We start from the raw sequence: 15,155 nt of genomic DNA, 5'->3' as shown, positions 1-15,155 counted from the left end.
AAAGCGTAATTCATGCTGAAAATCAGCACGAAGAGGCAGGTATTACGTTGACATCACGGGAGCGTCCATATATGTCACTTAACCAATTTAATTTAGCGACCAGATCAGTATTCTCGGCAGCACTGCCTTTTAGAGGTTCTCCCGCATCTTTCTTTTGTGCTTTAAACGAATAACCTAAACTGTCTACCGAGCCCGAAATACCTGCGCCATAAGTGTAATAGTCGTCACTACCTATAGTTGCAAAAGCGTTCACTTCGGTTTCACTTCCCGGCTCCATGGTAATTATATGAATCACACCTGCCAGAGCATCAGAACCATAAATCGATGACTGGGCACCGCGAATAATTTCAATACGTTTAATTGATTGAATATTAATCTGGTTCAAATCGACAGAACCACCACGGGTGTTAGTTGGGTCGTTTAATTGCACGCCATCCACTAAAACCAAAGTGTGATTACTTTCGGCTCCACGCATCACAATTGAGGTTAAACCACCGGGACCACCTTGTGATTCGACCCATAAACTCGGTACTTGACGTAAAGCATCCACTACAGTGTGAAAACTTAACGCTAATAAGGCGTCGCGCTCCACAACCATTGCTGACGAAGTTATTTGTGCTTGCTCAACTGCACTATAACTTCCTGTGACGATAATGTTTTCAATATTAGCGTTTTCTTCGGCTTTAGCCGGCACGCTTATAGCCAAACTAACAGCTAATCCTAAATGGTGTAATTTCAATGAATACCTCAAAACTATATACAATGAGCCAACCGAAGCTGGCACTAAAAACTAATAAATATTCAAGACTGATTAACGCATCACCTAAGTAGGATTCACGCTCTAAAGGTTTGGTGCTACCAGTAATCACAAATATTGAATTGTCACTCGCAGTAGCAGATGCAATTTGTAGTTTATTGTCGATTGCACTAACTGCACTGGCAGCTGCTCAGTGCTGGATTTTGTATAAACTGCTACGAACCATCTGCGACTACCAGTAAATCAAGGCTCTTTATTTATTTTTTATAATTTTCTTAACCAAATATTACGAAAGCTGACTGGGTTTCCATGATCCTGTAAGCGAATCGAATCGCAGCCATGAGCGCTATATGTAGGCGCCCCAATCCACTCAGTAACACCTTGTATTTCGACGTTATTTTGCACTAACACACCATTATGCAAAGCTGTCATTTTTGCTTTGGACTTTAACTTCCCAGACGCATCAAACACCGGAGCAGTAAAAATAATGTCATAACTTTGCCATTCACCCGGCGCCTTAGTGGCGTTGACCAGTGGGATATGTTGTTTATACACAGCACCAGCTTGACCGTTGGCATAAGTTTTATTGTTATACGAGTCGAGTATTTGAATTTCATAACGTTGCTGGAAGAAAACGCCACTGTTATTGCGACCTTGTCCAGTTAACAACTCACCTTTTTCGTTAGTGATTTGAGTCGGCATTCTCCACTCAACATGTAGTTGCGCGTCACAAAAGGTCTCTTTGGTTTTAATATCACCCGTGCCCGCTACTACCGTCATAGCTCCGTCTTTAAGCAACCACTTAGCCTCGCCTTCTTTGGCGCTTTGCCATTGATTTAAAGACGTGCCATCAAACAATACAGTTGCGTCAGAAGGAATATTATTTTTATCAAGGGTTACGACTTCTGGTGTAGGTTCCCATACTTCTGTTACTTCAGCTTTTTGCCAAGGTTCCATTTCTGCTGCGGTGAGTGCCATTGGGCAGATTAAGGCACCGATAAGTAACGATAATTTAAATTTGGTTTGCATTGTCTATCCCCTATTGCCTTTTGGTGGGTTAGCCCGCCTATTTAGCAAATAATTTATTTTAGTAAGAAGTAACCTTACCTTTAGATACCGCTAAAGTGAGCAGTAAGTTACATGAATTTAACAAAACACTAAGTGTATAAGTGAACATAACTAACCACGTATAAAAAATTCGGCTAACAGTGTGACTATTTCAGCGCTGGTTGTTTTTTAAAATGTTTACTTTTACAGGAGAAAAATCAGAACGTTACTGCCAATAGGGCACTAACGTTAGATGGTTTTAATCTTTGCAGTAGGATTAATTCGGAATGGTATTAGTTGTAACAACTGAGTTTTCTGTCTACTTTTTAACGCCTGACACCCTCGCCCATTCACCATCAATAGCAATAGGTTGCATATCAAAGGTATCGCTATACAGGGTGTTTATCTCTTCTGCTTGATTATCTAGGATACCTGACAGCACTAACTTTCCACCGGGTTTGCAGTATCCACTGATAACGGATTTTAACTCCCTTAAAGGACCAGCGAGAATATTGGCAAGCACGACATCAGCTTGAAGCTCTGGTTGATGTTCTGGCAGATATAATTCAATTTTATCTCCCACATCATTACGATTTGCATTGTCTTGGCTAGCCAATAACGCCTGAGGATCGATATCAATTCCTACTACCCGCTTAGCTCCTAACTTAAGTGCAGCAATACCCAAGATGCCCGAGCCACAACCAAAATCAACCACAGTAGCCTTAGACAGCTCTAAACTATCAAGCCATCTTAGACATAAACTAGTGGTTGGGTGTGTGCCTGTACCAAAAGCTAATCCCGGATCGAGCATCACGTTCACTGCGTTTGGATCTGGAACATCTCGCCAGCTCGGGCAAATCCATAACCGCTCACCAAATTGCATAGGGTGAAAATTTTCCATCCACTCCCGCTCCCAATCCTTATCTTCAAGTTGGTCTAGCTTGTGATTAAAGTTTTTACCTAACAGCTTGGATTTACCTAATTGGCTAACCACACGAGACATATTGTATTCTGCGTCATACAAGCCGACTATTTGGGTGTCTGGCCAAAGCATCACTTCTCCGGGCTTAGGCTCATACATAGGTGTATCTTTAGCATCAACAAAAGTCACAGCTTGCGCACCATTGGCCGATAACATTTCGCCGATTTGTTCGGCGTGTTCAGCCTGGCTGTTGATTTTTAATTGGATCCAAGGCATTAACAAACTCAATATTAGAAATTTTATGCAGTATAACATTAGTCAGGGGCAGCTATGTACAGGCATAAAAAAAGAGCGATAAACGCTCTTTTTAATGGTGTTTTTTGTTCTTATGACAACTTAATGACCGCCCATACCTAGCTTCTTCTCTAGGTAATGAATGTTCGCGCCACCAGCGGCGAAGGCTTCATCGGCCATTATACTTTTTTGCAGATCGACATTAGTTTTAATGCCACCAATGACCAATTCGTCTAATGCATGACGCATTCTGGCTATGGCCACTTCTCTGGTCTCACCATAAGTGATCAATTTACCAATCATTGAATCGTAGTAAGGTGGCACAACATAATCAGTATATATATGCGAATCCCATCTCACGCCCAATCCACCTGGCGAGTGAAACTTAGTGATTTTTCCAGGACTAGGAATAAAGGTTTTTGAATCTTCGGCATTGATACGACATTCAATCGCATGACCTTTAACTTGTACTTGGTCTTGAGAAATCGTCAACGCATAACCTGAAGCAACCCGCAATTGTTCTTTGATTAAATCAATACCAGTAATCATTTCAGACACTGGGTGCTCTACCTGAATACGGGTATTCATTTCGATAAAGTAGAATTCACCATCTTCAAACAAAAACTCAAAGGTACCTGCACCGCGATAATTGATATCAACACAAGCTTGGCAACATCTCGCACCAATAGCTGCACGCATTTCAGGTGTAATGCCCGGCGCTGGCGCTTCTTCAACTACTTTTTGGTGACGACGTTGCATAGAGCAATCTCGTTCACCTAAGTGTATGGCGTTACCTAGACCGTCTGCTAATATTTGAATTTCCACATGACGAGGGTTTTCAAGAAATTTTTCCATGTACACAACATCATTATTAAATGCTGCGCCGGCTTCACTTTTAGTCATTGCGATAGATGAAATCAGTTCGCCTTCATGGCGGACAACACGCATACCACGACCACCACCACCACCAGCAGCTTTAACAATGATTGGATAACCAATCTCACTTGCTAATTTTTTATTGAATGCTTCGTTCTCACCAAGAGGCCCATCAGAACCAGGCACACAAGGTACACCAGCACTTTTCATCGACCTAATCGCTGAGACTTTATCACCCATTAAATTAATGGTGTCGGCAGTTGGGCCAATAAAGGTAAAGCCACTTTTCTCAACAGCTTCAGCAAAATCAGCATTTTCAGCTAAAAAACCATAACCGGGATGTATAGCATCAGCGTCTGTCACTTCTGCTGCAGCGATAATACGAGGAATATTAAGATAACTTTCTGTTGCCGACGCTTTACCAATACAAATCGTTTCGTCAGCTAATAACACATGTTTGAGTGACTCATCGGCAGTCGAATGCACTGCCACAGTCTTAATGCCTAACTCTTTACAGGCACGCAAAATACGCAGGGCGATTTCGCCGCGATTTGCAATAAGGACTTTTTTTAACATTGTCATAGACCTTTTATTCAATCACAAACATAGGTTGGTCGAATTCAACTGGCTCTTGATTTTCTACTAAAATTTGGGTGACAACACCGGCCTTGTCAGATTCAATTTGATTCATCATTTTCATCGCTTCGATAATACAAAGCGTATCGCCTACATTAACTTTTTGGCCTACTTCAACAAAAGATTTAACGCCAGGAGATGAAGAACGATAGAAAGTACCCACCATAGGTGAACACATAGTGTGGCCATTTATGACTGGTGCAGCTTCTGGAGCAGGTGCAGCGGGTGCTACTTGAGCAACAGGCGCAGCCAGCTGGGGTTGTGGCGCATATTGCATTGGTACAGCCTGAGCAGCTGCGCCACCACGGTGAATACGCACTGATTCTTCACCCTCAGTGATTTCCAATTCAGATATGCCAGACTCTTCTACTAGCTCTATCAATTTTTTAATTTTACGTATGTCCATTTTTTTCTCTCTAATCAGTTAGTCAGCAAGCAAGTTTTGCTGATGTTTATTTTGCTAAATATTGTTTGGCCGCCATTAAAGCGAATTCGTAACCTTGAGCGCCTAATCCACAAATTACCCCTTGGGCAATGTCGGATAAGTAAGAATGCTGCCTAAACGCTTCTCTGGCATGTACATTGGATAAATGCACTTCAATAAAAGGAATGGACACACTTAAAAGCGCATCTCTTAATGCAACACTGGTATGCGTAAATGCACCTGGATTGATAACAATAAAATCTATTTGTTCAAAGGCTTGATGGATTGTATCAATTAACTCATGTTCAGCATTTGACTGCACATGGGCTAAACTCAAACCTATCGAATCTGCATAGATGTTTAGATTATTGACAATTTGTTGTAAATTTTGTGAGCCATACGTTGCGGGCTCACGTTTACCCAACATGTTCAGGTTTGGGCCATTGATAACTAATACTTTCACTGGTTTACCATTTTAATAACTAATGATTTCATGCAGCGTTTCTGAATACGAAACAGTACATTTAAAAATCATTTTTAGTGTAATAAACACACAATAACTTAAATTATCCGACCATTATAGAGAGCAAATAGAAATTAGCAGCAAAATACTGGTCTTATCAGCGAAGATTGCCGCAAAGTTGACGAATATTATGTTTTTGTTAGGGCTAATTTACCACTTAATCGGGGCACCTGTTTAATTTGAACTACATTGCACATATTCATATTGGCTGCCACACACAAACGAGTTTGTTAGGAAATTTTCTTGGTGACTTTGTCAAAGGCAGTCAACTGCAATATTTACCTTTTGAAATTGAACAGGGCATCCGTTTGCATCGAAGTATTGATGTATTCACTGATTCACATCCATTAATCAGTGAGTTAAGGCAAAATTTGCCTCGTGATATTCGAAGGATGGCAGGCGTAATCATCGATATTTATTTTGATTATCTGTTAATGCAAACGTGGAATGATTACTCTAGCACTGACTTTAACAAAGTATTCACCCAGTTTTACCAACAACTTGAACAATTTTCGCTACCTAATAATTCACACTTTAATAAACAGGCCGAACGCTTAAAAACCCACCAATGGTTAAATGAATATATCCATATTGAAACTTGCTACCGAGCATTTTTAAGTATTGAGAATAGATTAAATAATAGAATTATATTTGCCGACAAGGCTCAGTCTTTTATACTCAAACATGGCGAACAACTTGAGTCTAGCTTTGAACAGTTTTATCCTGAGTGCCTCGATCACGGGCTGCAATTTGTTCAGTCTTACGATCCTTCCTAATAACCGCGAGAAATAAAGTATGCCCGTATACGAAATTCATCATCCTTTGATCCAACACAAAATAGGCTTAATGCGTGAACAAGGGATTAGCAGTAAGGACTTTCGGGAACTAGCCAGTGAAGTAGGCAACCTATTAACCTACGAAGCCACTAGAGAGCTGGAAACTGAGGTGGTCGAGATCACCGCTTGGGATGGGCAAAAAATACTGATTAAAAAAATAAAGGGCAAAAAAATCACTGTTGTGCCTATTTTGCGCGCGGGTTTAGGCATGTTAGACGGTGTATTGAGACTCATACCCAATGCCAAAATTAGCGTAGTAGGTTTGTACCGTGATGAAGATACTCTGCAACCCGTCGCTTATTTCGATAAAGTGGTAAAAGATGTACCAAAGCGTACGGCACTAATTGTAGATCCTATGCTGGCTACTGGTGGAACCCTCATCGCCACCATTGATTTACTTAAACAAAAAGGCTGTAAACACATTATGGGGTTGTTTTTAGTTGCCGCACCAGAAGGCTTAGCAGCAGTGAAAAACGCACACCCAGACGTTGAAATTTACACTGCAGCAATCGATGATAAACTGAATGAACAGGGATACATTTTGCCAGGGTTAGGTGATGCCGGCGATAAGATTTTTGGTACTCGATAATACCAAAAAGCATACGCTTTCTGAAATATAAGATATATTAGTGTATAAGGTAGTGTCTTTTGCTTTTTGTTTGTGAATCTAATTAAATATGCGCATATGCAAATCGATAAATAGGACTCACTACGGGCCAATGAATTATTATCTTTTAGTTCCTCTACTATTACTTTTAATTCCATTTATGAGTACTAGTGCTCCATTGATTTTGGAGCCAACCTTCTCCCGCTTATCCACAGAAAATGGTTTAACTCAAAATACCATCAACTCACTATTATTAGATAGTGAAGGTTTTTTATGGTTGGGTACTAGTGAAGGATTAAATCGATTTGATGGATATCAAAACCATCAAATAGTGGGGCCAAACAATGAGTTTAATGATGCACCAATAAGTTATCTGTTTCAGGATTCGAAAAAAAACCTTTGGATTAGTAATTCAATTAACGGTGTCCATCAATACAACCTGAAGAATAACACCATCAAGAAAGTGATTGACCAACGGTTGAAGTATGACAATCAATTTGTCCAAGATGCGAGTTACATCAGCGAGGATAAGGAAGGCAATATCTTGTTTTCAATGGATGAGGGAGTGTTTTCTTACTCATACGTTACCGATCAACTTTCTGTTGAGTATTCGCTGCCAGATGAAATGATTAAAAACGGAGATTTTGTTAGAGCCCACTCATTGTCTCAAAACATTCTTTTTATCGGAACAACAGTGGGTTTATATGCTGTTGTAAAAGGACAGAAAACACCTCTTTTAATTAACCACCTCCACTCTGTTGAACAGACAATAGATAACATGAACGTCAAAGTATTATTTGCAGGCGACAAAAATACATTATGGATTGGAACAGTTGAGGGACTGTTTAGTTTATCTATTTCTCAAGTGAAGGCCTTTATCCTTGGAACTCACCCGGCTCCAGAAGCTAAGCTACATATTAAAAGTCGAAATATTTGGAAATTAGGCCTCTTCAATAACAATGTATTTTATGTCGCCACAGATAAAGGGCTGTTTAGCTACCAAACTGAAAGTGAACAGTTACAGCATATATTCCTACCCACTGACAGCCGAGACTATATATCCAGCGACGTTTTAAGAGACTTAACAATAGACAGTAACAATAATATTTGGGTGGGCTCCGAAGCCGATGGCGCTATCTACTGGACTCCTAAAACCACACTTTTTACCAATATTTATAACACTCGGGGAGGAAGAGAGAAAAGAGTCCTCAGTCACAACAACGTCTGGAGTATGCTCCAACAAGATGAAGATACACTGTGGATTGGCACACGAAATGGCCTTAACTTATTAAATCTAACCGACGGTTCTACACAGAGGTTTTTAGTCTCTAGTGATGAAAAGGCGCAATATTCATCCTCCTCAATTAATAACATCGAAGCTGGCAAAGACAATCAACTTTGGTTAAATACCGGTGCGGGGCTGTTACGATTTGATAGTAAGACTGGGAAAAATCATCCGCTAAAAATAAACAGTGTTGAAGATGAAACCATTCTAAATTCAAGTGTTTGGGACATTTTAGCTACATCAGAAGGTGAGTTGTTGCTGTCTGCTAACGCAGGTTTTTTTCGTTATTCGCCAGATACCGGTAAGGTCAACAAAATCGAGCAACTATCTGCATCTGTAGATTCACGCAATTCGGTTGGTTTCATTGATGGCGTAAAACCTAACACTATACTTATTAGTGCACATGGACAATTGTGGCAGATGGATAACACTACGAGCCAAATGACACTCATTCATGAAGCTCCTCTAAAGCAATTAAAAGCAAGAGTTTACCCTAATGATGTGTTAATCGATGCTAATGATATTATGTGGATTACTTATCCAGGTTATGGATTGGTCGGTATTGACAGCCTGACATATGAAAAGAAGTTTTTTTACAATCAACAAAACCTCCTGCCTACTAATTCAGTCTTCGATATGCAACTAGACAAAAAAGGCAATATTTGGTTGAGCACCAACTCTGGACTAATTAAGTTTTCTACCGAAAACCACCACATACAAAAATTTGATCACGAGCAAGGTTTGACCAATAGTGAGTTTAATGCAGATACAAGTCTCTCTTTGTCAGATGGGCGTCTGGTGTTCGGCTCTCCAAAAGGGCTTATCTTTTTTGATCCTTTTAAAGTAGACGCAGAAAAGAATACTGAGATTAAAGTCGCCATTACAGACATCATGTTAGTCTCTAATAAAGTAGATATGCCTTTTGCAAATTTAGACGGGCATTCTATTCAGCTCAATCACGAAGATGTAGGACTTTCGATACATTTTTCTACTCTTGAGTATCACAACCAAAAAAGCACTCGATATCAATATCAACTGACTGGCAAAAACAACTTAGTTTACCCAATTACCACAAACCCTGAGGTGATGTTTCCTAAACTCGATCCCGGTCAGTATGTTTTCTCAGTCTTAGCATTTAATTCAGAAAGCGGCGCTAAATCTAAACCTGCAATAGTTAATATTAAAGTCAATTATGCCCCTTGGGCATCGCCTTTGGCATACATGCTTTATTCTATAATTGGTTTAATTGTGCTGTTGTTTCTTTGGCAGTATCGCCGCGCCCATAACTCTCGATTAGCCACCGCACATTTAGAAGCCATTCAAAGTAAAGATAAGCTGACCCTCGCGTTAAATGCCAGTAATAGCGGAATTTGGGAATTTCAAACTAAACAAGATGTATTTCTTATTTCTAAAATGGGCGACGAGATCTCCAGTAAAAAAGCCATGAGTTTTCAGGAGCATCTATCTGTTATTCATAACATAGACAAAACTCGGTACACGTCAGCGTGGAAAAACTTTTTAGCTGACAAAAACTCCACACTCGATATTAGCTATCGAATGGCGACTAAAGATAATACTTGGTTATGGTTCCGAGACGTAGGCAAAGTGGTCGACACGAGTAAAGAAGGTAAGCCCCTTCTGATAACGGGTACTTATACTAATATTACTGAATCCGTTGTCGACCAAGAGAATTTGCGTTTGTTTGGAGAGGCGTTCAAACATACTTTGGACTGGGTCATTATTTACAACCACAAATATTATCCAATCGCTTTTAATGATGCATTTAAGAAACATTTTGACCTTGCAGATGATGCACATGCGCCAAAAGAGCTGGTTAATATACTCAAATTACAGACGCCTGAAACCGCTAAGTTCTGGAAAAAAACGTTTGCTGTTGAAGCGGGTCAACATTGGCATGAGGAAGATAAAATACTTTTACCTAATGGCGACACTCGCGATATTACTGTGCATATTCATGCCGTAGCAAGTGTTCACGATAAGACTAAAATTGAAAATTTTTTAGTCATTATTGCTGATATTACTGAACAAAAAGCAGCGGAAGCAAAACTTTTAACTTTGGCAAATTACGACTCTCTTACCGGCTTGCCTAACAGAGCCTTACTCCTAGATAGAATCGAAAGAGGCTTAGAACATGCCAGAAGAAACACCAAAAATATGGCAGTGTTTTTTGTCGACTTGGATAAATTTAAGCAAGTAAACGATAGCCTAGGACACAAAGCAGGAGATGAGTTACTTATCATTATTGCTAAGCGTCTTGAAAACAAGCTGCGTAAAGAAGATACGGTTGCGCGCTTAGGCGGAGATGAGTTTGTCATTATGATAGAAGATGTTATTTCAGCACAGGACATCAGTGCTTTAGTGACCGAGATTAGCGATATAATTGATAAACCAGTTACCTTAAACTCACAAACCGTAAGTGTATCTTCTAGTATTGGCATTGCCATGTATCCTGGTGATGGACTTAGCGCCGAAGAACTGCTCAAAAATGCAGATATCGCGATGTATCATGCTAAAGAACAAGGCAGAAGTAACTTTCAGTTTTTCACCCAACAAATGGATGAATTAGTGAAAAGTAGGCTTAAATTAGAAAACCAGTTAAAAAAAGCACACCAAGCCAAAAAGTTTGAAAATCACTACCAACCTATATTTAATTCTGACAGCCAAAAAATAGAAGGCTTTGAAATTTTGATGCGCTGGCCAACTCGCAAAGGCATGGTGCCCCCAGATGAGTTTATTCCAGTTTCAGAAGAGCTGGGATTAATAGAGCAAATGACCTTAGATGCTTTTGAGCGGGCTATGCCAGTACTCAATGGATTGCGCCAAGATGGCTTTAGCGGGTATCTTTCGGTAAACCTGTCGGCTAAACATTTTGATAATCAAACTTCAATTGATAAAATCATGCAGCTCCTGGAGCAACATGACATGCCGGTTCAAGCGATTCGTTTTGAGATTACCGAAAGTGCCTTGATGCGCGATTATCACAAAGCGCTAACCTTTATGACGCAAATACAACAAAAAGGCTTTTTAATTGCGCTGGACGATTTTGGTACCGGATTTTCATCCCTTAAATACCTTAAAGAGTTCCCAATAAATATCATAAAAGTCGACAAAAGTTTTGTTGATGACATAGGTACAAATAAAAATAATGAAGCCATTATCCTCACGACGCTAAGCATGGCGAAACAACTCAACATGAGCTGTGTTGCTGAAGGTATTGAAACGAAGGAACAGGTCGAGTTTTTTCACAAAAACAAATGTCGTCATTTGCAAGGGTATTACTTTTCTAAACCTGTTCCTGCTGCAGATATCCCGGCACTGTTGGTAAAAACTTGGGAAGTCTAATTAAATATAAAAGGTAGCGATTGATACTTTCCAAAGGGTTTAGCCTGATAAACGGCAAAGTGTAAATGTGGTAAAGATGAAAATCCGGTGTTACCCGAATAACCTATTTTTTGGCCCGCTTTTACAACCTCTCCCCGGGTAACCGTAACGCCATTTTTTTTCAGATGATAATATTCACCTGTTGTATCATCCCCATGCAAAATCACGACATAGTTGGCATATTTAGCGTATCTTCGACTCGCACCTCCTCGCGTATTCTTCTCTACTAAATCAATCACTACTCCCGCTCTGGCGGCGTATATGGGGGTGCCAACAGGCATGGCAAAATCAACTGCATATTCAGATGCACCTCTATGACTAAAACCACCACCAAACCCCTGCACTATAGGATAATAATCATCCTCGGCATAAGGATATTGATACACATAATCCACTTGGTGCACCGCCAGCATATTGCCAGGAGCCCAATAAAAAGATTCGTCATACCAGATTTTTCGATTTGTATTGATGGCTTGCAAATCAAGTACTTTCACTCGCTGATGGCCCTGCAGTACTTGGTTTACAATATGTTTGCGTTGGTTTGAGGAGGATGTTTTTAAGTTACTGGTATCAATTTCTAATGTGACGGTCAGCACAAAAGGTTTTTTATTGTAAAGCCAATAACTCACTTGTTTATTCTTTTCTATTTTCTCAACACATGCCCAATCAGCCATGCAGTATTGACCTGATTTCGCATAAGAACTAAAGCTAATAAACATCCAAAATAGTGGTACAAAACATTTAACCAAAGAGCGTAATGTTAATGAACCACACACAATTACACCAAGCTCCGCTTAGTTAGAAAAAAGGTTATTTACGTGTTGGGCAAAAGGCTCTGCACGCATAAAACCTGTCACTCTAGCTGAGCTTATTTCTTGTCCTTGAGTATCAAAAAACAGTATTGTTGGCAAACCTAATACTGAAAAATGTTGTTGAAATGCTATGTTAGAATCGGTGCTATCAGTTAAATCAATTTGCATCAAAACTGAGTTACTTAAGGCAGCAACAACCTGACTATCTGAAAAGGTATATTTCTCAAATTCTTTGCAGGCTACGCACCAATCAGCATAGAGATCTAACATCACTGTCTGACCTTGAGCATTGGCCTCGGCTAATGCTTGATTAAAGTCTTCGAGATTAGTGACTTTACGAAATTCTGGGTGGGCTATGCTGCTTTTGCCCAATTGAGTCACACTATTGTCGTGACCTATAGTGTTGATTGTTTGGTATCCGTAACCAGCCGAAACGAACAACCCAATAAATATGAGTAATGCACGCAGACCTTTATAAAAAGTGGTTGGGCTGTTTTGATTCATTACATAAAAATAAGTAAAAGTAGTTAACCCAAGCAATGCCCATGCAATATCGGTAGCAACATGGCTAACTAAACGTTCTACAAACATAATGGCCACTGCTAACATCATAAAGCCAAAAGTGACTTTAACCACATTCATCCAGTTACCTGCTTTGGGCAATAACTTACCACCGGTAATACCAAATAAAATCAAAGGTATACCCATACCTAAACTCAGCACATACAAGGCACTAAATCCCAACACCAAATCACCACTTTGGGCAATAAATAACAAAATCCCTGTTAACGGCGCCGTAGTACAAGGCGAAGCTACCAAGCCAGAAATGGCGCCCATAGCTAATACCCCTAGATAACTACCACTGGTTTGTTTATTACTCATAGCATTGAGTTTTTCTTGCCATGAAGAAGGCAATTGCAACTCATAAGCACCAAACATCACCACTGCCAACAACACAAAAATTACAATCAAAGCAATTAAAATAGCAGGATGTTGTAAGCCTGCCTGAAACTGCACACCAGCCGAGGCTACTATCAGCCCCAATAGCGAGTAGGTAATTGCCATTCCCTGTACATACACAAATGACAAAGTGAAAGCACGAGATGTGCTAATGGTTTTACCTTGACCAATCACAATACCAGACAAGATCGGATACATAGGGAACACACAAGGGGTAAATGCTAAACCTATACCTAGACCTAAAAACAATAACAGAGTAATAAACAAACTTTGTTCACTGGACAATAAACTAGCTAACTCAAACTGCTCTGAAATTGGTACTTGAGTGGTTGATTCATCACTATTACTTGCCACATCTGGTCCAGACTCAACTACCGAATTCGAGCCAACTTGATTCAAATATACTTCTTTAGTGGTCGGCGGATAACATAGTCCCGCATCTGCACAGCCTTGGTAACGTATCTTAACTATGCCATCTTGCACCGACGACACAATTGCATAAGAAATATTTAGTTGCCCACGAAATACGTCCGACAAACCAAAAAACTCGTCTTCAACTTGCTCGGCAACAGGGAACACAGGCAAACCCAGCTCAGCTTGTTTAACCACTGTTTTGAATTGTTTTTTATATAAATAGTAACCTTCCGCTATTTTCCAGCTGAGGGTGACTTGATCACCGTTTTGCACAAAGTCGAACTGGAATGCCTCATCAACTTGCAAAAATTCTGGTTCATCAGCAAACAGATCAGCCAAGGGATCGGAAGTTTGTGCCATACTCGAAAAAGAGAAAAAACCAAAAGTAAGCAGTAAAACTAAATATCTAAAACTAAAATTCATCAACAACACTTCTTATAAAAGGTAGCTTGGCAAAATACCAATGCGGATTGGTTAAACTTTAATGGATAAACCTTAACAAACAATTAAGACTATTATACCCATATCACTTTGTGTAGAGACCCACACTTAGTCAGGCAAATTTCACTAATGAGTTAAATAACCCAAATTTAAGATAAACATACTCTAGTCAGTAAACTCGTTAGACAAACCAAGCAACACTCTGTAACAATGCGTCACTTGGCTTTTGGATTTTTAGTCCCAGTATCATAACAAATACAATTACATAAATAGGGTATACATAAAGCTTACAGCGTATACCTCAAATAACGAGGCATCTTTGTTTAAACTATTTTTATTATTCGCCATTTTACCTATTGTCGAAATCGCCATATTGATCAACGTGGGCGAACAAATTGGTGGTTGGTACACTGTGGCCATTGTTATTTTAACTGCCTTCGCTGGTGCGCACTTAGTCAGGCAACAAGGGATCAGCACTTTGATGCAAGCCCAACAAAAAATGCAGGTAGGCACTATGCCTGGTCAAGAAATGGCTGAAGGTTTATTATTGGTGATTGCAGGTGTGTTATTAGTCACCCCCGGCTTTATCACAGACGGCATAGGTTTTTTATTGAGTTTACCTATGACCCGTCCATTAATTGCCAAAGGGTTGCTCAAACATTTATCCTTAAAGGTCGTGAATCAATCTTTTGATGGAAATTTTACTTCGTACCACCAGCAATCGCATTCGACGGAACAATCTGAGGATATCATCGAAGGTGAGTTTGAACGTAAGGATAAACCACCAGAAAATCCAGCTCTTAAGGATGACTTAAGAAAACCAAAGTAGTCTTAAACTTTACCGTTTCATTTAAATTAGCTGATTGTCCTATTACCGCTCTTTGAGCTAAGTTGTAATCCACCGATAAGAGCCAATGAC

Annotated in this window: 12 protein-coding genes; 4 read left to right on the top strand and 8 right to left on the bottom strand. The window is 39.8% G+C overall.

Annotated features, from left to right (window positions below; translation table 11 throughout):
* Positions 1–22: 22 nt before the first annotated feature.
* The 6 genes from QZ488_RS10290 to aroQ form a co-directional block, all read right to left on the bottom strand.
* A complete protein-coding gene (locus QZ488_RS10290) occupies positions 23–739 on the bottom strand; it encodes a TonB-dependent receptor plug domain-containing protein (RefSeq protein WP_293748267.1) in 717 nt (238 codons plus the stop codon).
* 282 nt (positions 740–1,021) lie between these two features.
* On the bottom strand, positions 1,022–1,735 hold the full coding sequence (locus tag QZ488_RS10285; RefSeq protein ID WP_293748274.1) for a DUF1080 domain-containing protein: 714 nt from the start codon (positions 1,733–1,735) through the stop codon (positions 1,022–1,024).
* A gap of 388 nt (positions 1,736–2,123) precedes the next feature.
* Positions 2,124–3,002, bottom strand: a complete 879-nt coding sequence (gene prmA, locus QZ488_RS10280; protein WP_293748265.1) for a 50S ribosomal protein L11 methyltransferase — start codon at positions 3,000–3,002, stop codon at positions 2,124–2,126.
* Positions 3,003–3,122: 120 nt separating this feature from the next.
* Entirely contained in the window at positions 3,123–4,472 is a 1,350-nt protein-coding gene (gene accC / locus QZ488_RS10275; RefSeq protein WP_293748263.1) for an acetyl-CoA carboxylase biotin carboxylase subunit, read from the bottom strand.
* A gap of 13 nt (positions 4,473–4,485) precedes the next feature.
* Positions 4,486–4,938, bottom strand: a complete 453-nt coding sequence (accB, locus tag QZ488_RS10270; RefSeq protein WP_293748261.1) for an acetyl-CoA carboxylase biotin carboxyl carrier protein — start codon at positions 4,936–4,938, stop codon at positions 4,486–4,488.
* 46 nt (positions 4,939–4,984) lie between these two features.
* Complete coding sequence (gene aroQ, locus QZ488_RS10265) at positions 4,985–5,419, bottom strand: type II 3-dehydroquinate dehydratase (RefSeq protein WP_293748258.1); 435 nt, start codon at positions 5,417–5,419, stop codon at positions 4,985–4,987.
* Between the two features lie 239 nt (positions 5,420–5,658).
* Here aroQ and QZ488_RS10260 point away from each other — a divergent pair, with 239 nt between their 5' ends.
* From QZ488_RS10260 to QZ488_RS10250, 3 genes are all read left to right on the top strand, one after another.
* Positions 5,659–6,255 (top strand): ACP phosphodiesterase, encoded by a 597-nt coding sequence (locus QZ488_RS10260; RefSeq protein ID WP_293748256.1) that lies wholly within the window; start codon positions 5,659–5,661, stop codon positions 6,253–6,255.
* A 19-nt stretch (positions 6,256–6,274) separates the two neighbouring features.
* Positions 6,275–6,904 (top strand): uracil phosphoribosyltransferase, encoded by a 630-nt coding sequence (upp, locus tag QZ488_RS10255; protein WP_293748254.1) that lies wholly within the window; start codon positions 6,275–6,277, stop codon positions 6,902–6,904.
* A gap of 130 nt (positions 6,905–7,034) precedes the next feature.
* A complete protein-coding gene (locus tag QZ488_RS10250) occupies positions 7,035–11,570 on the top strand; it encodes an EAL domain-containing protein (protein ID WP_293748252.1) in 4,536 nt (1,511 codons plus the stop codon).
* Here the strand turns inward: QZ488_RS10250 and QZ488_RS10245 are convergent.
* Together QZ488_RS10245 and QZ488_RS10240 are read right to left on the bottom strand one after the other, a co-directional pair.
* Complete coding sequence (locus QZ488_RS10245; RefSeq protein WP_293748250.1) at positions 11,567–12,283, bottom strand: M23 family metallopeptidase; 717 nt, start codon at positions 12,281–12,283, stop codon at positions 11,567–11,569. The two genes, QZ488_RS10250 and QZ488_RS10245, sit on opposite strands and share 4 nt — an antisense overlap.
* 120 nt (positions 12,284–12,403) lie before the next feature.
* On the bottom strand, positions 12,404–14,218 hold the full coding sequence (locus tag QZ488_RS10240) for a protein-disulfide reductase DsbD (protein WP_293748248.1): 1,815 nt from the start codon (positions 14,216–14,218) through the stop codon (positions 12,404–12,406).
* A 337-nt stretch (positions 14,219–14,555) separates the two neighbouring features.
* Here QZ488_RS10240 and QZ488_RS10235 point away from each other — a divergent pair, with 337 nt between their 5' ends.
* On the top strand, positions 14,556–15,065 hold the full coding sequence (locus QZ488_RS10235) for an FxsA family protein (protein ID WP_293748246.1): 510 nt from the start codon (positions 14,556–14,558) through the stop codon (positions 15,063–15,065).
* Positions 15,066–15,155: the final 90 nt, after the last annotated feature.

The organism is uncultured Paraglaciecola sp., from assembly GCF_913020055.1.
Classification (GTDB): Bacteria; Pseudomonadota; Gammaproteobacteria; order Enterobacterales; family Alteromonadaceae; genus Paraglaciecola.
Note: the sequence above shows the minus strand (reverse complement) of the source record. Positions and strands in the feature narration are given on the sequence as shown.

What these genes read in the sequence shown, in the direction of transcription:
- QZ488_RS10285 (WP_293748274.1), bottom strand. Translation starts at nt 1,735, where the DNA reads ATGGCACTCACCGCAGCAGAAATGGAACCTTGGCAAAAAGCTGAAGTA.
- prmA (WP_293748265.1), bottom strand. Translation starts at nt 3,002, where the DNA reads ATGCCTTGGATCCAATTAAAAATCAACAGCCAGGCTGAACACGCCGAA.
- accC (WP_293748263.1), bottom strand. Translation starts at nt 4,472, where the DNA reads ATGTTAAAAAAAGTCCTTATTGCAAATCGCGGCGAAATCGCCCTGCGT.
- accB (WP_293748261.1), bottom strand. Translation starts at nt 4,938, where the DNA reads ATGGACATACGTAAAATTAAAAAATTGATAGAGCTAGTAGAAGAGTCT.
- upp (WP_293748254.1), top strand. Translation starts at nt 6,275, where the DNA reads ATGCCCGTATACGAAATTCATCATCCTTTGATCCAACACAAAATAGGC.
- QZ488_RS10250 (WP_293748252.1), top strand. Translation starts at nt 7,035, where the DNA reads ATGAATTATTATCTTTTAGTTCCTCTACTATTACTTTTAATTCCATTT.
- QZ488_RS10245 (WP_293748250.1), bottom strand. Translation starts at nt 12,283, where the DNA reads ATGGCTGATTGGGCATGTGTTGAGAAAATAGAAAAGAATAAACAAGTG.
- QZ488_RS10240 (WP_293748248.1), bottom strand. Translation starts at nt 14,218, where the DNA reads ATGAATTTTAGTTTTAGATATTTAGTTTTACTGCTTACTTTTGGTTTT.